This window comes from Pseudofrankia coriaricola (assembly GCF_001854805.1).
Lineage (GTDB): Bacteria > Actinomycetota > Actinomycetes > Frankiales > Frankiaceae > Pseudofrankia.
In genome coordinates this window covers 40,881-59,079 of the sequence record NZ_MBLO01000236.1, presented here as the reverse complement: position 1 = coordinate 59,079, position 18,199 = coordinate 40,881, and the positions used below count along the sequence as shown (strand labels likewise).

At 71.9% G+C, this 18,199-nt stretch carries 15 protein-coding genes and 1 pseudogene; 8 read left to right on the top strand and 8 right to left on the bottom strand.

Going from position 1 to position 18,199, the window contains the following annotated elements; all coding sequences use genetic code 11:
- Window positions 1-250: 250 nt before the first annotated feature.
- Window positions 251-2,179, bottom strand: a complete 1,929-nt coding sequence (locus BCD48_RS31395) for a glycoside hydrolase family 3 protein (protein WP_083419499.1) — start codon at window positions 2,177-2,179, stop codon at window positions 251-253.
- Window positions 2,180-2,702: 523 nt separating this feature from the next.
- Here BCD48_RS31395 and BCD48_RS31390 point away from each other — a divergent pair.
- Window positions 2,703-4,004 carry an MFS transporter gene (locus BCD48_RS31390; protein WP_241842142.1) on the top strand — a complete coding sequence of 434 codons (1,302 nt, stop codon included), beginning with the start codon at window positions 2,703-2,705 and terminating at the stop codon, window positions 4,002-4,004.
- Here BCD48_RS31390 and BCD48_RS31385 read toward each other — a convergent pair whose 3' ends face one another.
- Window positions 4,005-5,096: an AraC family transcriptional regulator gene (locus BCD48_RS31385; protein WP_241842141.1), complete on the bottom strand. Its 1,092-nt coding sequence runs from the start codon at window positions 5,094-5,096 to the stop codon at window positions 4,005-4,007.
- Between the two features lie 105 nt (window positions 5,097-5,201).
- Here BCD48_RS31385 and BCD48_RS31380 point away from each other — a divergent pair, with 105 nt between their 5' ends.
- A complete protein-coding gene (locus tag BCD48_RS31380; protein WP_071051999.1) occupies window positions 5,202-6,464 on the top strand; it encodes an amidohydrolase family protein in 1,263 nt (420 codons plus the stop codon).
- 60 nt (window positions 6,465-6,524) lie between these two features.
- On the opposite strand, the gene BCD48_RS31375 is transcribed toward BCD48_RS31380, so the two are convergent.
- Both BCD48_RS31375 and BCD48_RS54280 read right to left on the bottom strand, forming a co-directional pair.
- Window positions 6,525-7,616 carry an SDR family NAD(P)-dependent oxidoreductase gene (locus BCD48_RS31375; protein ID WP_071051998.1) on the bottom strand — a complete coding sequence of 364 codons (1,092 nt, stop codon included), beginning with the start codon at window positions 7,614-7,616 and terminating at the stop codon, window positions 6,525-6,527.
- A gap of 223 nt (window positions 7,617-7,839) precedes the next feature.
- Window positions 7,840-9,072, bottom strand: a complete 1,233-nt coding sequence (locus tag BCD48_RS54280) for a methyltransferase (protein ID WP_241842140.1) — start codon at window positions 9,070-9,072, stop codon at window positions 7,840-7,842.
- 234 nt (window positions 9,073-9,306) lie between these two features.
- Between BCD48_RS54280 and BCD48_RS54275 the strand changes: the two are divergent.
- From BCD48_RS54275 to BCD48_RS31360, 3 genes and pseudogenes are all read left to right on the top strand, one after another.
- Window positions 9,307-9,633 (top strand): annotated as a pseudogene (locus BCD48_RS54275) (ATP-binding cassette domain-containing protein); the annotation flags it as partial.
- Between the two features lie 181 nt (window positions 9,634-9,814).
- Window positions 9,815-10,303 (top strand): LuxR C-terminal-related transcriptional regulator, encoded by a 489-nt coding sequence (locus BCD48_RS31365; protein WP_491677184.1) that lies wholly within the window; start codon window positions 9,815-9,817, stop codon window positions 10,301-10,303.
- Between the two features lie 251 nt (window positions 10,304-10,554).
- On the top strand, window positions 10,555-11,004 hold the full coding sequence (locus tag BCD48_RS31360; RefSeq protein ID WP_071051997.1) for a peroxiredoxin: 450 nt from the start codon (window positions 10,555-10,557) through the stop codon (window positions 11,002-11,004).
- A gap of 246 nt (window positions 11,005-11,250) precedes the next feature.
- Here the strand turns inward: BCD48_RS31360 and BCD48_RS31355 are convergent, their stop codons facing one another.
- Together BCD48_RS31355 and BCD48_RS31350 are read right to left on the bottom strand one after the other, a co-directional pair.
- Window positions 11,251-11,526, bottom strand: a complete 276-nt coding sequence (locus BCD48_RS31355; RefSeq protein WP_071051996.1) for a hypothetical protein — start codon at window positions 11,524-11,526, stop codon at window positions 11,251-11,253.
- A 514-nt stretch (window positions 11,527-12,040) separates the two neighbouring features.
- Window positions 12,041-12,727, bottom strand: coding sequence for a DJ-1/PfpI family protein (locus tag BCD48_RS31350; protein WP_083419484.1), 687 nt, complete (start codon window positions 12,725-12,727; stop codon window positions 12,041-12,043).
- A 257-nt stretch (window positions 12,728-12,984) separates the two neighbouring features.
- Here BCD48_RS31350 and BCD48_RS31345 point away from each other — a divergent pair, with 257 nt between their 5' ends.
- A complete protein-coding gene (locus tag BCD48_RS31345; protein ID WP_071051995.1) occupies window positions 12,985-13,293 on the top strand; it encodes a DUF1272 domain-containing protein in 309 nt (102 codons plus the stop codon).
- Window positions 13,294-13,585: 292 nt separating this feature from the next.
- The gene (locus BCD48_RS31340) at window positions 13,586-14,680 is read left to right on the top strand and encodes a serine/threonine-protein kinase (protein WP_083419483.1); all 1,095 of its coding nucleotides are present in this window, start codon (window positions 13,586-13,588) and stop codon (window positions 14,678-14,680) included.
- Window positions 14,681-14,743: 63 nt separating this feature from the next.
- On the opposite strand, the gene BCD48_RS31335 is transcribed toward BCD48_RS31340, so the two are convergent.
- Complete coding sequence (locus BCD48_RS31335; protein ID WP_071051993.1) at window positions 14,744-15,511, bottom strand: SDR family NAD(P)-dependent oxidoreductase; 768 nt, start codon at window positions 15,509-15,511, stop codon at window positions 14,744-14,746.
- A gap of 9 nt (window positions 15,512-15,520) precedes the next feature.
- Window positions 15,521-16,207: a MarR family winged helix-turn-helix transcriptional regulator gene (locus BCD48_RS31330; RefSeq protein WP_241842139.1), complete on the bottom strand. Its 687-nt coding sequence runs from the start codon at window positions 16,205-16,207 to the stop codon at window positions 15,521-15,523.
- A gap of 360 nt (window positions 16,208-16,567) precedes the next feature.
- Here BCD48_RS31330 and BCD48_RS31325 point away from each other — a divergent pair, with 360 nt between their 5' ends.
- On the top strand, window positions 16,568-18,160 hold the full coding sequence (locus tag BCD48_RS31325) for an MFS transporter (RefSeq protein ID WP_083419482.1): 1,593 nt from the start codon (window positions 16,568-16,570) through the stop codon (window positions 18,158-18,160).
- Window positions 18,161-18,199 lie beyond the last annotated feature (39 nt).

The following is an 18,199-nucleotide window of genomic DNA, read 5'->3' as shown; positions in this document are numbered from 1 at the left end:
GGACTGGCCCGTCTATGGACAGGCCCAGATGACACGGTTCGGGGCTGGCGGTGGAACCGCAATCCCAGGCTGGGTCTCGGGTCTGATGCTGCCCCGCGAAAACGCTCCAACCCAGTTCCGTTGGCCCGCCAGCGGCCGGATCAGCCGTGTGTGGCTGACTACTTTGCGTATGCGTGAAGGGTTGGGAGCTGGCTGGGGTGTCGGCGTCGCGTGGGGCGGCGGCCCAGCGCCACCCGGGTGGGCGGCCGGGTCAGCGGCGGGAGGTCGTCAGGCCGTAGTCGTAGGGGAAAAGCGGGTCGTAGTTCTTGTCGCCGATGTTGATGGGCTCCTGGGATTCGGCGCGGGGCCAGGTGACCGGGAGGCGGCCGGTGTAGGAGCGGTCGCCGAACAAGGTGTCGGCGACGCCGGCGCCCTCGCTGCCGGGCAGCCAGGACATGACGAACGCGTCCATCTTCGCGAGCTTGTCGGTGACGATCTGCGGCCGGCCGGCGACGTCCAGGACGACGCAGGCGCTGATGGCGCCGCACACCTTGTCGATGTTCGCGCGGTCAGTGTCGGACAGGTTCAGCGTGTGGCCGTTGCCGACGTCGCCCAGGCCCTCCGCGTACGGGGTCTCGCCGATGACGACGACACCGACGTCGTGGCCCGCGGTCGGCGCGGACGCGTCGGCGCTGTAGGTCACGTCGGCGGCGTGGCGCTGAATACCCTGCAGGATCGTGGTCCCGGGGATGATGTCCCCGGAGGCTCCCTGCCAGGTAGTGGTCCAGCCGCCCGCCTGGTTGCCGAGGTCGCTCGCGTTCACCCCGGCCACATAGAGGCGCTGGGAGGACCGCAGCGGCAGCGTGTCGCCGTCGTTCTTCAGGAGAACCTGTGACTCGGCGACGGCGCGGCGGGCAAGGGCGCGGTGCTCGGGCGAGCCGACCGTGCCGATGTTCCCACGGTTGGTGAAGGGATGCTCGAAAAGGCCCAGCTCGAACTTGGCCTTCAGGATCCGGCCGACCGCGTCGTCGATGCGCGGCACCGGGACCCGCCCCGCCCGCACCTCGTCCAGCAGCGTCCGCGCGAACCGCGGCGCGCTGTCGGGTTCCATGAACATGTCGATCCCGGCGCTGACGCCGGCGCGGACCTGCGCGGCGTAGTCGCCGGGGAGCTGCTGGATCGCCTTCAGGTCGCTGATGAGGAACCCGTCGAACCCGAGCTTCTTCTTGAGCACGTCGGTGAGCAGCTCCTTGTTCGCGCTCATCCGCACCGGGTTGCCGACGCCGTCCTCTGTCCAGTCGACGCTGGAGTACGACGGCATGATGCTGCCGACGTGATACTTCCCGACGGCCGTCACGTAGGGTGCGAGGTCGACCTCGTCGAAGTGGGAGCGGTCGGTGACCATGACGCCCTGGTCGACCGTGTAGGCGAAACTGGTGGACGTCCCGTAGGTGGTGTCGCCGTCACCCGCGAAGTGTTTGGCGGTGGCGAGAACGTGCGTCGGGCCGGCGAGATCCTGGGCGCCCTTGCCCTGGAGCCCTTCCAGGATCGTCTCCATCTGGATCACGAGGTTCGGGTCCTCACCGAAGCTCTCGTAGGTGCGGCCCCAGCGCAGGTCACGGGAGACGCACAGGCAGGGCGCGAAGACCCACTGAGGGCCGGTCGCCCTCGTCTCGGTGGCGGTGACCCGCGCCGCCTCGCGGACGAGGCCCGGGTCTCGGGTCGCGCCCATCGCGATGTTGTGCGGGAAGATCGTGGCGCCGATGAGGTTGTTGTCCCCGTGCACCGAGTCGGTGCCGTACAGCAGCGGGATCCGCAGCCTGGTGGTGAGTGCGCGTGACTGGAGGCCGTCGACCAGGTTGGCCCAGTCGGACGGGGTGTCGTGGGTGGGCACCAGGGCCGGACCGGACAGCACCGAGCCAAGCCCGAGCGACGTGATCATAGATGGGTCCTTGGCGACGGCGCCGCGGTCGGGCTGCGTCATCTGGCCGACCTTCTCCTCCAGTGTCATCCGGCCGAGCAGGTCGGAAACGCGCCGGTCGACCGGCAGCGCCGGATCGAGATAGGGAAAAGCCGCGTGCGCCTTCTCTTTCGAGCATCCCACTGCAACGGCGGGCGCGACGAGCGCGGCGACGGCGAGCGTGACCAGGCGGCGTCTGGCCCGTCTGGTCGATGGCCTTGCCGGCCCGGCTGACGGCACGAAGGAATTCAACCAGGTAACGGTCATTCTCGCCCCGAATCCAGTGTGTATTTGCCGTGGCACGCCCGCCGGCAGCGTTCCGAAAGCACGGTCAGGGGGTGGGCGTTGTGAGGCGGCCGGCCAGGCGTTCGGCGTAGCGGTAGGGCGGAAGCCGTCCCGCGTCGGCTAACTTCCGTTTTTCATGCTTGTTCCGCTCACCCCGGTTGTGCTACTCGTTCCGCGGCCTCGCGCTGATGGCGCCACGATGCCGATCCGCGTCTCCAGGCGCCCGCGGGGCCCGCGGCGCCCGCGGGCCCTCGACCCCTGGCCGGCGACGGCAACCCCCCGGTAGTTGGCTGGACGGGGACGTCCGGCTGGGCAACGTTGGTCCTGACGATGCCCATGGCCGAATCCGGCGACGTGGTCCGGCCGCGATGGTGAACTCGTTACAGGCGGGTTCCCGCGGCCGGCGACGCCAGCCGGATCCGGCCGCCGGACGCGCGAGGGGGACGTCATTTCCGCGGCTGGGGCAGAGAGGGGGACCGTGCCGGCCGCCGCGAGTGCCGCCGCCGATGACGAGCCGCCGCCGGTGGCAGCGGTGGGGCGGTGGTCGGTCGCCGTCGCGTTCGCGCTGTTCGTGGTGATCGGCGTCGCCTCCGGCGCAGGTGGTGTGCTGCTGCCGGCTCAGATCACGGACTACGGCGTCGACGAGGCGACGATCGGCATCACGTTCTTCACCAGTGCCGCGGGCTATGTCGTCGCCAGCGTCCTGTCAGGGGCGCTCGTCGGCCGGCTCGGCACCCGCCACGCGCTACTCATCGCCGGCACACTGCTTTTCGGCGCGTGGCTCGGCACCGCGGCGCGGCCGCCCTTCGCCGCGTTCGTCCTGCTCTCACTGCTGAGTGGCTTCGGGATGGGTGCGCTCGACTGCGTCCTGAACATCTACCTCGCCACCCGGCCTGGGGCGACCGCGCTGCTCAACCGGCTGCACGCCTTCTTCGGTGTCGGCGCGCTGCTCGGGCCGCTCCTGGCGGCCTGGCTGCTGACGTTCACCGGCTGGACGACGGCGATGCTGGTCCTCGGGGTCATCCTCGCGCCGACGGTCGCGGCCTGTGCCGTCACCTTCCCGGCGCGCACCGCCGACCCACTGCTGGCGGCGCCACCGGCGGCGGGCGGGCCGGCGGCGGGCGACGGCCGGCCGGCCTCCGCCCTTCCCGCGGTGCTGCGCCAGCCGGTGGTGCTGCTCTGCGCGGCCATGCTGGGCGTTTATGTCGGGCTGGAGATCGCCGTCGGCAACTGGGGCTACACCTACCTGGTCGAGGAACGGTCCGTCTCCGGCCTGCTGGCCGGCTACACGACCAGCGGGTACTGGCTCGGCCTCACCGCCGGCCGGTTCCTCATCACCCCGGTCACCGCCCGGCTGCGGCTGACCCAGACCGGCCTGATGTACGCGTGCATGGCCGGGACGGCGGTCGCGGGCGTGCTCGCATGGGCGGCGCCGAGCACGGCGGGCCTGGCGAGCGCCGCGTTCGTGCTGCTCGGGTTCTTCCTCGGCCCGATCTTCCCGACGACCATGGCGGTCTCGCCGCGCCTGACGTCCGAGCGCCTCGTCCCGACGGCGATCGGGGTGCTCACCGCGGGCGGGCTCGTCGGCGGTGCCCTGCTGCCGTGGCTTGCCGGCACGCTGCTGCAGGTCGCGGGAGCCTGGACGTTGTTCCCGTTCGCCGTCCTGCTCGCGCTTGTCCAGCTGGCCCTGTGGTGGCGGGTCGCGTGCCGGATCGCCGACACCAGCGCGCCGGCGATCGCGGACAGCCCAGGAGTCCATCTGTCCGTACCTGGCCCGTGATCAGCCTGGTCGGCCGGCCGTCCGTCGAGCGGGGGCCGGGCTGGAGATCGCGAGCCGGGTATGCGGATCGGCGTTCGCCTCGGCGTGGGCGGGTCCGGGGTAGCCGGAGTAGTCGGGGTAGTCGGCCTGGCTGGGTGCCGCCGGCCGGGTGGCCGCGTTCGGCCCGCCGGCCGCCACGCGGCGGCGATAGGCGGACGGGGTCTCGCCGCAGCGCTGGGCGAACGCGCGGGCAAAGGCGCTGACGTTGTCGAACCCGACCGCGAGCGACACGTCCAGCACTGACGGCCCCGGCTCGGCGAGCAGCGCCATCGCGCGCAGCAGCCGGGCCTGCAGCAGGTAGCCGCGCCACGGCATGCCCAGCTCGGCGGCGAACTGCCGCCGCAGCGTCCGCTCGGACACCCCGGTCGCGTGGCTGACCTCGGCCGCGGTGACCGTGTCGAGGTGCTCACGGGTGTAGGCCATCGCCGCCGCGACCACCGGGTCGGCCGAGGTCGGCAGGCTCAGCGGCTCCTCGTGCTCGAGCGACTCGGCGACCAGGTGGGCGAGCGTCCGGAAGAACCCGTCGGAGATCTCGTTGGACTCCGGCCGGGCGATCGGCCAGCGCAGGGCGTAGAGCATCATCTCCCGGATCAGCGGGGAGACGGCGAGGATACGGGCCCGGTCGCCGGGGTGCGGCACGATGCGCGGGTCGAACATCACCGACACCGTGCGCACCGCGGTGTTCATCGTCGCCTGGTGCTCCAGGCCCGCCGGGATCCAGGCGGCCTGCTGTGGTGGCAGGAGGTAGTGGCCGGCGGCGGTCTCTACCTCGACGACGCCGGAGACGCCGTACTCGATCTGGTGCAGGTCGTGCGAGTGCCAGCCGGTGACCAGCCGCTCGCCCACGTACTGGTAGCCGCCGCCGAGCGCGGCCCCGCCCTGGCGCAGGTCGACCGTGCCGCGGTTGATCCGCCCCAGGTCGGCGGTGGGCGGGGACGGCGAGGACCGCGACGGGGATCCCTCGGCCGCCCACCTCGCGTCGGTGGTCGGTGCCGTAGCCTGGTCCGTGGCCGTTTCGGTGGGATTCCTGGCCGAACGTGCGGAGACGGACATGGTGACGAAGCGTACAACTAGCAGGGGGCCGGACGCAGGCCGAAGTCGTTGGCCGCGCCCGACCGTTAGGCCCCGTCGCCCCGCGACAGAGGAGGTAAGTGCCAGATGAACATCGACGAGATGATCCTGGTCAGCATCGATGATCATGTGGTCGAGCCGCCGGACATGTTCGACGGCCGCGTGCCGGCGAAGTGGGTGGACCTCGCGCCGCACGTCATGAAGGGCGAGGACGGCATCGAGCGGTGGATCTACCGCGGCCGCCCGACCGGCGTCTCCGGTCTGAACGCCGTCGTCTCCTGGCCCGCCGAGGAGTGGGGCCGCGACCCGGCGAACTTCGCCGAGATGCGCCCCGGCGTCTACGACATCCACGACCGCGTCCGCGACATGGACCGCAACGGCATCCTCGCCTCGATGTGTTTCCCGACGTTCACGGGCTTCTCCGCCGGTCATCTCACCCATTACAAGGACGAGATCACCGTCGCGATGATCGAGGCGTACAACGACTGGCACATCGACGGCTGGGCGGGCGTCTATCCGGGCCGGTTCATCCCGATCGCGCTGCTGCCGACCTGGGACCCCCAGCTGATGGTGAACGAGATCCGCCGGGTCGCGGCCAGGGGCGTCAAGGCCGTCACGATGCCCGAGCAGCCGCACCTGGAAGGCCTGCCGAGCTACCACGACATCGACTACTGGGGCCCGGTGTTCCAGGCGATGTCCGACAACGGCCTGGTCTGGTGCCTGCATATCGGCCAGGGATTCGGCGCCATCAAGGGCGCGCCGGACGCGCCGATCGACAACCTGATCATCCTGGCCTGCCAGATCTCGGCGCTGGCCGCACAGGACGTCCTGTGGGGCCCGGCGATGCGCTCCTACCCGGACCTGAAGTTCGCCTTCTCCGAGGGCGGGATCGGCTGGATCCCGTTCTACCTGGACCGCTGCGACCGCCACTACACGAACCAGCGCTGGCTGCGCCGTGACTTCGGCGGAAAGCTGCCGAGCGAGGTCTTCCGCGAGCACACGCTGGCCTGCTACGTCACCGACCCGACGACGCTGAAGCTGCGTCACGAGATCGGCATCGACAACATCGCCTGGGAGTGCGACTACCCGCACTCCGACTCGATCTGGCCGAACGCTCCCGAGTTCGTCCTGAACGAGCTGAACAACGTCGGCGCCGACGACGCGGACATCAACAAGATCACCTGGGAGAACGCCTCCCGTTTCTTCAACTGGGACCCGTTCGCGCAGATCCCGAGGGAGAAGACCACGGTCGGCGCCCTGCGCGCCACCGCCACGGACGTGGAGACGGACGTCGTCCCCCGCGCCGAGTGGGCCCGTCGCTACGCCGAGAAGCACGCCGCGGCCGCGTAGCCAGCGAAGCGGACGAGACGGGGGCCCGGGGGCGGGCGGAAGCCGCCCCCGGGCCCTTCGTCATCCTCGGAGAGCTCCCGCGGTGAGCGAAGCGGGCTCGCCGGCTCGCTGCCGAACGGCGGCCAGCGCCGCGCATACGGCCTCCAGCCGAGCGGCCTCCAGCCGGGCGGCGTCCACCCGGACGGCCTCCAACCGGGTGGCCTCCAACCGGGTGGCCTCCAACCGGGCCGCATCGGTCAGCGACGCGGCCGCCGGCATGGCGTTGACCGGCACGGCGTTGAGCTGCGTGGTGTTGGCCGGCGCGGCCTCGACCATCGGCGCGTGCAGCCCAGGCGCGTTCACCAGCTCGGATGTGCGCCGCCACAGGGTGCGCCGGAACCGGGCATCGTACACGAGCGGGTTCGGTCGGGCCGGGCGGCGGTCGAAGTAGTAGGCGCCGTCGATGAGCCGCGTGCCGTCGACGGTGGCGAGCCACACCAGCGTGTCGGCGGCCTGCTCGGGCGAGCGCAGGAACGCGCGGAACGGGGAGCGCATGAACGTCCGCACGAACATCGGGCCCTCGGCCCCGAAGTTCGTGCGCACGATGCCCGGGTGAAACGACACAGCCCTGACCGCGCCGATTCGGGCGGGCATCTCGGCGGCGAACGCGATGTTCGCCAGCTTTGAGGCGGCATAGGCGTCAAGCGCCCGGTAACGGCGGCCGTTGCTCAGCCGCTCGGGGTCGAAACGGGCGAGCCTGCTGCTGCTCATCAGGCTCGCCGTGACGACCACGCGGCCATCCCACTCGGCCAGGCGCGGGGCGAGCAGCTGGGTCAGGAGGAACGGCGCGAGGTGGTTGACCTGCAGCGTCCACTCGTTGCCGTCCTCGGTGACCGCGTGCCGCGTGCCGCTCATCATCCCGGCGTTGTTCACCAGGACGTCGATGCGCGGCAGGTCGGCCAGCAGCCGCCGGCCCAGCTCGCGCACCTGCGCGAATGAGGAGAAATCCGCGGTATAGGCCGTCGCCCCGAGCTCGGCGGCAATCCGCTCGGTGTCCGCCCGCTCGAGTCCGACCAGTGCCAGTCGGTGCCCTTGCCGCGCCAGCTCGCGCGCCGCCGCTGCACCGATGCCGCCGTTCGCCCCGGTGATCACGATGACCTTCTGCTGCTCCACAACGCCGACCGTAAGGCGTTGTCCGCTGCCCGGAGTCGCATTGTCACCATGCTGATATCGACGTGTCGACCGGCTGGGAACCGCTACCGACGGCTTCATGCCGTTCCCCGCGCCGCCGCTCCGGCCGGCGGCATGTGCTGGTTCGGGGCCTCGGGCACCAGCCTCGGACACCAGCCTCGGGCACCACGGCTTGGGCGGGCCGGCCGCCGGCGCGGTCTCCCTGTCAGGGCCGGCGGCGGTGGACCAGGTGGACCAGGCGCGCGACCTGCCGGTAGGGGTCGCGGGTGCCCGCGACCCATTCGGCCTCGACGATGTCGTCGAGGTCAGCGGTGGTGGGCTCGTCGGCGAGATGGTCGGTGAAGGTCCGGATTCCGTACCAGGCGAGCGGCTCGGCTCCCTGGGCGACCAGCACGGCCCTGACGAGGGAGGGGTCGTCGGCGCTGTTGGCCGGAGCCGGGCCGAGGACGACGGGCTCGGGCGGCGTTCCGTCCGCACGGCTCCGGCCACTGTCCGCCAGCTGGGTCAGCACGTCGCGCCAGCGGCCCTGCAGCCCGGCGCGCAGCGCGAGGGCGGGCCCGTTCTTGCCGACGACCGAGATGGTGCCGCCGGGGCGGGTCAGGTGCACGAGGGCGCGAAGGAGCGCCTCCGGCTCGGGGACGAACATGATGACGCCGTGGCAGAGGGTGGCGTCAAAGCCGGTGCCCACCCGGCCGGCCACGTCGAACGCGCCGCACTGGACGAGCCGGATCCGGTCCCGGATGTCCTCGGGTGCGGTGGCGAACGCCTGCGTCGCCTCGTCCACCATGCGTTCGTCCGGTTCGCAGACCGTCACGTCGTAGCCGAGCCTGGCCAGCGCGAGCGCCTGGACGCCGGTCCCGCCGCCGATGTCGACGATCCGGGCGGGCGCGGGCGGCAGATGTTCACGCAGCGCCCTGGTGACGAGACGTTGCCGTACGACACCCCGCAGCGTCGCCGTGTGGGCGACGTAGTCGTAGTCGGGGACGCCGTCGATCATCGCGAGAAGCTGGCCGCCGTCGCGCCCGCCAGCGGCCCGGCGGCCCGCTCGGCCTCGGCCCGGGTCCCGGTCCAAATCCCGGTTCACGGCGCGGTCGTCGACGCCGACTGTGTCGACTGTGTCGACTGTGTCGACTGTGTCGACTGTGTCGACTGTGTCGACGGTGTCGACGGTGTCGACTGTGTCGACTGTGTCGACTGTGTCGACTGTGTCGACTGTGTCGACTGTGTCGACGGTGTCGACGGTGCTCAGGGTGGCGGCGGCATCGACTCCGGCCGCGCCGGCCCCGGGACCAGTCCGGGGGCTCACCTGGGGGCGGGCCGGGACGCGGCCGGCGATGGGCGCCAGGCGGGCCGGGCCGCCGGCGGCGGGGCCACGGCGAGGCTCCTCGAGAGGTGTCAGGTCCGGCCGGGCCCGACCATCGTCCAGGTGTCGCCGCATAGGGCAGTGCTCCTTTTGTCGTCCGCGTCGTCCCGCGGCAATTCGTTTACCTTCTCTTCTCCTATCCTTGAGCGTCCAATCCCGCAAACTGCCACAGGTGTGTAGATTTTGACAGCGCGGGTGAGGTGAGAACGGTTCGCCCCGGCCGCGCCGCGCCGGCGGGCCGTCTCCGTCCCTGGGCGGACGGGCGCCCGCCCGGCCTCCGACCACGGTCGAGTCCAGAGATTGGTCCGCATGCCGATGACCGCGAGATCGGCCGGCCGGATTCTTCCGGCCATGGGAATTTCACGAACGGAGGAGGTGGCCGCGGCCACCCGAGGCACCAGAGCCACGGCCACCGCAGGCACCGCAGGCACCACGACGGCCGGCATCGCGATCGCCGCCGAAGGGCTGACGAAACGTTACGGCGGGCGGGCTGTGATCGAGGATGTGTCCTTCGGTGTGCGCAGTGGGGCCATCACCGGCTTTTTCGGGCCCAACGGCGCCGGCAAGACCACGGCGCTCAAGGTGATCAGTGGACTGGCCACGGCGAGCACCGGGCGGGTGCTGCTGCACGGCCGCGCGGGGCGGGCGCGGGACGCGCGCACGCTGGGGGTCCTCACCGAGCCCTGCGGCGCCCATCCGGGCCGCACGGCGCGCGCGCACCTGCGCTCGCTGGCGGCCATGGCCGGGCTGCCCCGGACGCGGGTGCGCGCAGGAGCTGCGTCCGGACGTCGTCCTGCTCGACATCCGCATGCCGCGCATGGACGGTGTGGAGACCACCGCCCACCTGACCGCCCGCGGGATCACCCCACCGCCGCGCGTGCTCATCCTGACCACCTTCGACCTGGACGAATACGTGTTCGGCGCGCTGCGCGCGGGCGCGGCCGGCTTCCTGCTCAAGGACGCCTCCCGCGAGCGCCTGATCGAGGCGATCCGCGTCCTGCACGCTGGCGACGCGCTGCTGTCGCCCGCCATCACCCGGCGGCTGGTCGAGACGTTCGCCGCGCGTACCCGGCCGCCGACGCCGCCCGGCCTGCTCGACGACCTGACACCACGTGAGCGCGAGGTCCTGGTGCTGGTCGCCCGCGGGCTGTCGAACACCGAGATCGCCGGGCGCCTGGTCGTGACCGAGGCGACGGTGAAGAGCCACGTGGGCGCCATCCTCACCAAGCTCAATCTGCGCGACCGGGTCCAGGCCGTGGTGCTCGCCTACGAGAACGGCGTCGTCGTCGCGGGCGAACCTGCCTGAGGCGGCTCGGGAACATCGCCGGCACCTTGGTGCTTACCTGATAGGCCGTGAGCTAACGGATACGTTCCCGCCGCCTGATTCGTGGGCACTGGGAGCCGTGCCGGGCCGCGCCGGCGCGTGGCGGGGACCGCATCTGGCGGTGGAGGATATCGACCGGTGGCTCGGCCTGGACCCGGCGACTGGCGCACAGGTACGGAGTGCGCGTCCCGCGGCCTGCGCCGCCGGTCACATGAGGAGAGGAACGGCCGGAAATGAACGTCGGCGACCGCATCGAGGATCTGTCCGGGGTGGACGAGACGGGTGCGACCCTGCGCCTGTCCGACCTGTTGGCCAAGGGACCGTTGGTGGTCTTCTTCTACCCGGCGGCGATGACCTACGGATGCACCAAGGAGAGCTGTCACTTCCGTGACCTGGCCGACGAGTTCGCCGGCGTCGGCGCGGGCCTTGTCGGGATCAGCGCCGACGACGTCGAGAAGCAGGCGGCCTTCAGCGCGAAGCACTCGCTCGGTTTCCCGCTCATCGCCGACACGGATCGGATGATCGCCGACGCGTTCGGCGTCCGCCGTAAGCGGGGCCCGAACAAGCGCGCCACCTTCGTCCTCGGTGCGGACGGGGTGGTGCTGGCACGTATCGAGTCCGAGTTCGCCATGAACCGGCATGCGGACGAGGCGCTGGAGGCGCTCCGGTCGGCCGCGAAGTAGCGAGCGCCTCGACCACGCCCGACGGTTTCTCGAACTGGGCCGTCTGGACGTGAGTGCCTCCGGCCCGGTACGCACACGGCTGACGTGCATCCTGACGGGCGCGTAACCAGCGGACAACCGGCCGGCCGTTCGGCTTCCGCCCGGCCGGGAGCCTCGGCTGGCGGGAGTGACGTTCACTCCTGCTGGGAGTCGCCCGGCCGGGCTGGCGGGACCGTGCGCCCGTGGCCGTCGACCTCAGTCACGCGGTCACGGGTGGTCCCCTTCGTCGCCAGCGCGGTGCAGGTAGTCCTCGAAGGTTGGGCGTCGGTCTCTCCGGCGCCCCGCCAGGACTGCGCCCACCAGCGCGATGGGCGTCATGGCGAGCCTGAACGCCTGGCGGACCAGGTGACGGGCCACCGTGAGCAGCTCCCTGAGCGCCTGCCACGGGTGAGCGAGGGCCACAACCGTCAGGACAAGGACCGCTCCGCCGCGGCTGACCCCCGTGAAGTCGTCGGCGTCGTTTCGCTCCTTCTCCCCGGTCACGGCACGAGACCCGAGGCGTGGGGTGGGAGATCGCCGCCGCGGGCCATGGAGTCCTCCGGAGTGAGCACGGTGCGCCGCGCGTCGTTCAGCTGCCTGGGAATGCGTAGCTCGGAGCCAGCGCCGCGGGCAAGTCGATCCCTCGGCGCTCGGCGCAGCACGCTAGGCGTCGCCCGACAGAACCGCAACGAGATCCGGATCTGAGCTGTTCTTCTCTTCCACGCAATCACGGAAGTCTGGGCGGGCTCGCGGAGCCGGCCGCCCGCGTCCCAGCCGCTCGGTCGAGGGTGAGCGTCGCTCCTGCTCCGCTGGTCCGCTCTATGGTCCGCCTGGCCACCACGCAGCCCTGCGCACCTGCTGGCCGGGCCGGCCGGCCGGCCAGTACCCGTGCTTCGCCCGGGGGGCGTCCGGCCGGGCATCCGCGGTGGTCTCACGCTGGCTGGTGGGGCTGGCGGAGTAGGCGTGGGAGAGATGAGGACGCTGGTAGCCGGGCCGTCTCTCGCACGGTCTTCGCTGGTCAGCCGAGACGGTCGCGCTGATCGCGAGGGCCTTTGCCGTGGGTCGTCACCGCCCGGGTACGGCGATACTCCATCCGCTCGGCGGCGGCGTCCGCGTAGTGGGCGCCGAAGAAGCGTTCGACGAGCCAGAGAGCCAGGTCGATGCCGCTGGTGACGCCACCGGCGGTCACGAGATCGCCGTCGTCGACGACCCGGGCGTCGGTCACGGCGGCACCGTAGCCGGCCAGGTCCGCCACGGCGGCGTGATGCGTGGCCGCCGGCCGGCCGCCGACGAGGCCGGCCGCCGCGAGGATGAGGGTGCCCGTGCAGACGCCCGCCGTCACCGACGCCCGCTCGGCCGCGGCGCGCAGCGGCCCAAGGAGCTCGCCACCGCGGACCTCCGCCCAGGCTCCAGTCTCGCCCCGGGCGATCCAGTTCCCACCCGGGACGACCAGGACGTCGCAGCCAGGCTCGAGGACGGCGTCCGGCCGGAACCGGAGCCCATAGCTCCCGACCACCTCGGCGACCGGCCTACGGGTAACGAGCCGACTGGTCAGCCGGCAGTCCATGCGCTCGGCGTTGCGGAAGACCTCCAGTGGGCCGACGACGTCCAGTTCGTCAACCCCGTCGAACACGACGATGTCGACGCGCAGCGGCTTGGAAGGCGCTGATGGCGCTGATGGCGTCGGCTGCGTTGCGGGCGGCATGTCTCCAGCGTCGTCGCCCGGCCGGGGGGTGACAGTCGGGATCGCGACGGTCTCCGGCGGAATTTCCGTTGTCCCGTGCCCTTATGTGTGCACGGGCGCGGCTGGCCGGCGGCGGCGCGGCCGGCTGTCAGGGCTGGTGCTGGCGGTGGTGGCTGGCGCTGGCGGCGGCGATGGTGGGAGCGAGGACGAGGAGGGCGTCCACGTCGAGTGGGTCTGGCGGCTTTGGCGACCGTCAGGGTGTCGGTGAGAATTGGTTGATGGCACTCGAACTGCGCCCGAACTGCGAGTACTGCGACAAGGACCTGCCGGCTGGCGCCCAGGACGCGATGATCTGCAGCTACGAGTGCACGTTCTGCGCGGACTGCGTCGGCAGGCTGTGCGACGTGTGCCCGAACTGCGGTGGCGGTTTCACGCCGCGCCCGATCCGGCCGGTCGGCGAGTGGCGCCCAGGCCTGTCGCTGGCCACACGTCCGGCGTCCACGACCAGGGTCCACCTGTCGTACTCCGCCGAGGAGATCGCGGCCCTGTCAGACCGGCTTGCGCACATCCGGCCGGCGCACCGCTAGCGCCGTCCCGGCACACTGTGCCGTCCTGGCACGTTGCGCGCCGTGTCGTCCCGGCACGTTGACCGTCGCCAACGTGTCGTCGTGGCCGTGGATTCGGCGATGTCACAACCGCCAGGACACGTTCGCGGTGATCACGGGTGATCATGGGTGGTCGACATTGGTGGGTGTGGCGTTGGCCGGGATTGGGATGTGCCGGTAGTTGGCGGGCGGCGGTGGTGGTGCGGGCGGCGAGGTCGGGTAATCATGGGCGTCTTTGGCACCCTTTTTGCGGCTTCGTCCGGGGGTCCGTGGCATGGTGGGGGGCGCAGATCATTGGCATGGCGGTCCGGCGGTCCGGTGGGCCGCGGTGGCGGAGGAGATGGTGGCGCAGCCGCTGCTGCCGTCCGACCCGGAGACGGTTGGCCGGTATCGGCTCGACGCGCGGCTTGGCGTCGGCGGGACGGGGCGGGTCTATCTCGCCAGGTCGGCGTCCGGGAAGCGTGTCGCGCTCAGGGTGATCAACCAGGCCCTGCTGGCGAGCGACGACGCCCGCTGGCGGCTGGCCGGCGAGGTCCGGGCGCTCTACCGGGTCACGGGCCCGCGTGCCGCCCGGCTCGACAACGCGGACCTGCACGGCGACCCGCCCTGGCTCGCGACTGAGTACGTCCCGGGGCGCACGCTGGGTGAGCACGTGCTGCGCGAGGGCCCACTGGACGCGCCGCTGACCGCCGCCCTCGGAGTCATGCTGGCGGACGCGCTGAGCGAGCTCCATGAAGCCGGATCGCTGCACCGCGACCTCAAGCCGCGCAACGTCATCCTCGGTCCGGACGGGCCGAAGGCCGTCGACGCCGGGCTCGCCGTGCTGGCCGAGCCGTTCGGGCCGGCCTACCGGGCGCCCGAGCAGGTGGCCGGCCGGGACGACACGACGGCGGCTGACGTCTACGCGCTGGGCGCGACGCTGGTGTACGCGGCCAGCGGGCACATCCTCTACCCGGACCGGGCCGCGTCCGCGCTGCTCGCGGCCATCGTCGACCCCTACAACCCGCCGAACCTGTCCGGCGTCCCGGAGGAGCTGGTCAAGGCCCTCGCGGCGATGATCGCCGTCGACCCGGACGCGCGACCGAGCGTCGACGACCTGCGTCGCCGCCTCGTCCGCCTCGCTGGCGGGCAGGAGGCCGTCGACGACCTGACGCTCAGGCTGGTCCAGGAAGGCTACGCCCACCCCGCCAACCCCGAGTCCGACGGCTCCGACCCTGACGACCTCGACTCTGATGGCCTCGGGCCCGACGGCGACGTCGACGCGGCCGGTGACGACGAGCCGGCGCCGTTCGACCCCGAGACGACGAGGGACATCGGCCCACCGGTCGATCCCCCGAGCCACCACTCGATTCCCCGGGCGACCACCTGATCCCACGGGCCACCACGTGATCTGTCGACCTACCCATGCCTTTACCGCCGGGCTCGGGGCGTGTCAGGGGCCGGGCTGGTTGGTGGGGCGGATGAGGATCTCGTTGACGGCGACGCGGCGCGGGCTGGTGACGATGTAGGCGATCGCGTCGGCGATGTCCTGGGCGTGCAGCATCTCGACGTCCGCGAACCGCTGTCGGGCGGTCTCGCGGATCTCCGGGCGGAGATGGTCGGTGAGCTCGGTCCCGACGGCGCCCGGCTCGACGACCGACACCCGCACGTGCCGTTCGGTGACCTCCTGGCGTAGTGCCTCGGTGAAGGCGTTCACGCCATGTTTGGTCAGGTTGTAGACCCCCGAGAACGCCGTGGCGCGGCGGCCCGCGACCGAGCTGATGTTGACCAGGTCGGCGACCCGCCGCGGCTCGCTCTCGGCCGCCTCGATCAGGTGCGGCAGCGCGGCGTGGGCGACGTAGAGCAGGCCCTGCACGTTCAGCCGGACCATCCGGTCCCACTCCTCGACGGGCGCGCCGACGGCGGGGCCGAGCAGCATCACGCCGGCGTTGTTGACCACCGTGTCGAGCCGGCCGAGCTCGGAGACGGTCCGTTCGACGGCGGCGATCGCCCGTGCCTGGTCGGTGATGTCGGTCACCAGCGCGAGCGCGCTGCCGCCGGCGTCGGCGATCTCGGCGGCGAGGGCGTCCAGCCGGTCCCCGCGGCGGGCCACGAGCGCCACGGCCGCGCCCTGGCGGGCGAGCTCGCGCGCCGCCGCCTCGCCGATGCCGCTGCTCGCGCCGGTCACGAGCGCCACCGTGCCGTCCAGCCGTTCCGCCATCGCCCGAACCTACGGGAAGGCGCGTAGCAGCGCCCGCAGGGCCTCGTCGAGGCTGGCGCGCTGGTCGGGGGAGAGCACCGCGTCCAACCGGTTGACGAGCTGGGCGTGTTCGGTGACCGCCGCGTCGATGACGGCGCGGCCCTTGTCGGTGAGCCGGACCCGGAAGCTGCGCCGGTCGGCGGGGTCCAGGGCCCGCTCGACCAGGCCCGCCGCCTCCAGCCGGTCCAGCCGGTTGGTCATGCCGGCGCGTGACATCATCAGCAGCGCCGACAACTGCGACGGGATGAGCGTGCACCGCGGTCCGGAACGGCGCAGCGCCGCGAGCACGTCGAACTCGCCGGCGTTCAGCCCGTGCCGGCGCATGACCTGCTCGGCCATCGCCGCGAGGTTCTTGGTCAGCCACTTCATCCGGGCGAAGCAGCCGAGGGCGCCGAGGGTGCCGAGGTCGAGGTCCGGGCGTTCCAGGCGCCAGGCTTCGATGAATTCGTCGACCTGGTCCGGTCCAACCTCTGGTGCGGCGCCTTCCGGGGCGATGCAGAAGTCCTCGGGCTCCGGCACGTCGTCCAGGGAGGCCATGTCGGTGCTGGCCATGGCGCTGGTGTCCGGGCCGTAGCCGGTGAGCGGGGCGTCGTCGGTGCGCGTGCCCGCGTCGGCGCCGTGGGTGCGGGCCTTCATGACGTGAGTGTAGTTGATCACGATAGTTTGATGCCAGCTCTGTTCGATGCCGTACTATCTGGAAGCGAACTACCGTCGGTCTGACCCACTGGCGGCCCGTAGCCGGGCGTTCGCTCCGACCACTGCCAACCACCGACGTCCACGGCGGCATTCCAGTCCCCTGCCGCGCGCCGAACGCCCGGCCACCCAGGCCGACGCGGGCGGCGTGTTCACGGGAGGGCCGCGCGACCGCGGACCTCGCTCGAGACGGCCCCACCCGGGCAGCCCCGCGTGCCGGAGACACCCCGGTCCGCAGGAGAAGACCTTCGCCCCCGGCCGAGAAGACGCGACGATGCTCTCCCTCGCGCCTCCGGAGCCCTCTCCAGAAGACACGGAGACACAGTGACCACAACCACCGACGTCACATCGTCGGGCGACGGCGGCGATCAGAGGACCGGCGCGCCGGTGATCCCGGCCCAGCCCGCCGCTGCGGCCGCGGCGGTCACCGCCGCCGCGGCGCCGGTCGCCGAGGCGTCCGCCCATGGGGCGGCCGGCGAGCCCGACCCACGCCGCTGGATCGCGCTCGCCGTCATCGCCGTCGCCCAGCTCATGGTCGTGCTCGACGGCTCGATCGTGACGCTCGCGCTCCCGCACGCGCAGGCCGCGCTGGACATCTCCACCGCCAACCGGCAGTGGGTCATGACCGCCTACACGCTCGCCTTCGGCGGCCTGCTGCTGCTCGGCGGGCGGATCGCCGACTTCGCCGGGCGCAAGCGGGCCTTCATCTGGGGCCTGTTCGGCTTCGCCGCCGCCTCCGCGCTCGGCGGGTTCGCCCCGAACGCGGCGATGCTGTTCGCCGCCCGCGCCCTGCAGGGCGCCTGCGCAGCGGTGCTCGCGCCGGCCGCGCTCTCGCTCATCACGGTGACGTTCACCGACGGCAAGGAGCGCGCCCGCGCGTTCGGCGTCTACGGCGGCATCTCCGGCGGCGGCGCCGCGATCGGCCTGATCGTCGGCGGCCTGCTCACCGAGTACACCTCCTGGCGCTGGTGCCTGTTCGTCAACGTCCCGATCGCGGTGGTCACGGCCGTCGCCGCGATCTCGGTCGTGCGCGAGAGCCGCGCCGAGGGCAAGCCGAGCTACGACATCCCGGGCGCGACGACGATCACCCTCGGCCTGGTCGCCCTGGTGTACGGGTTCACCAAGGCGGCCGACGACGGCTGGGGCTCGGCGGTGACCGTCTCCCTGCTGGTGGCGGCGGTCGTGCTGTGCGCGGCGTTCGTCGTGATCGAGCTGCGCACGGCGAAGCCGCTGCTGCCGATGCGGGTCGTGCTCGAGCGCAACCGCGGCGGCTCCTTCCTCGCGTCGCTGTTCTTCGGCGCGGCGCTGCTGGCGATGTTCCTGTTCATGACGTTCTACTTCCAGCAGACGCTCGGCTACAGCGCGCTGCGCAGCGGGTTCGCCTTCCTGCCGTTCAGCGGTGGGATCATCTTCGGGGCGGCCATCGCGAGCCAGCTGCTGCCGCGCGTCGGCCCGAAGTCGCCCATGGTCGTGGGCGGCGTGATGGCGGTGGTCGGCCTGCTGCTGCTCACCCAGGTCGGGCTGCACACCGGCTACGCCTCCCACGTCCTGCCGGCGGAGCTCCTGATCAGCCTCGGCATGGGCATGGCGTTCGTCCCGATGTCGAGCCTGTCGCTGATCGGCGTGGCGGACCACGACGCCGGCGTCGCGAGCGCCCTGGTCAACACGACCCAGCAGGTCGGTGGCTCGCTCGGCATCGCGCTGCTCAACACCGTCTACGCGACCGTCGTGACGAACTACCTGGGCAGCCACGGCATCGGCCCGGCCGCGCAGGCGCAGTCCCAGATCGAGGGCTACACCACGGCATTCCTCTGGAGCGCCGTGCTGATGGCGGCCGCGCTGGTCACCGTCGTGATCCTGGTCAAGGCGCGGAAGTCGGACGTGGCCGCCGCCGGCGCCCCCGTCCACGCGGGCTGAGCGGCTCCGCGGCGTAGCTGAACGGCCATGCGGCGAACG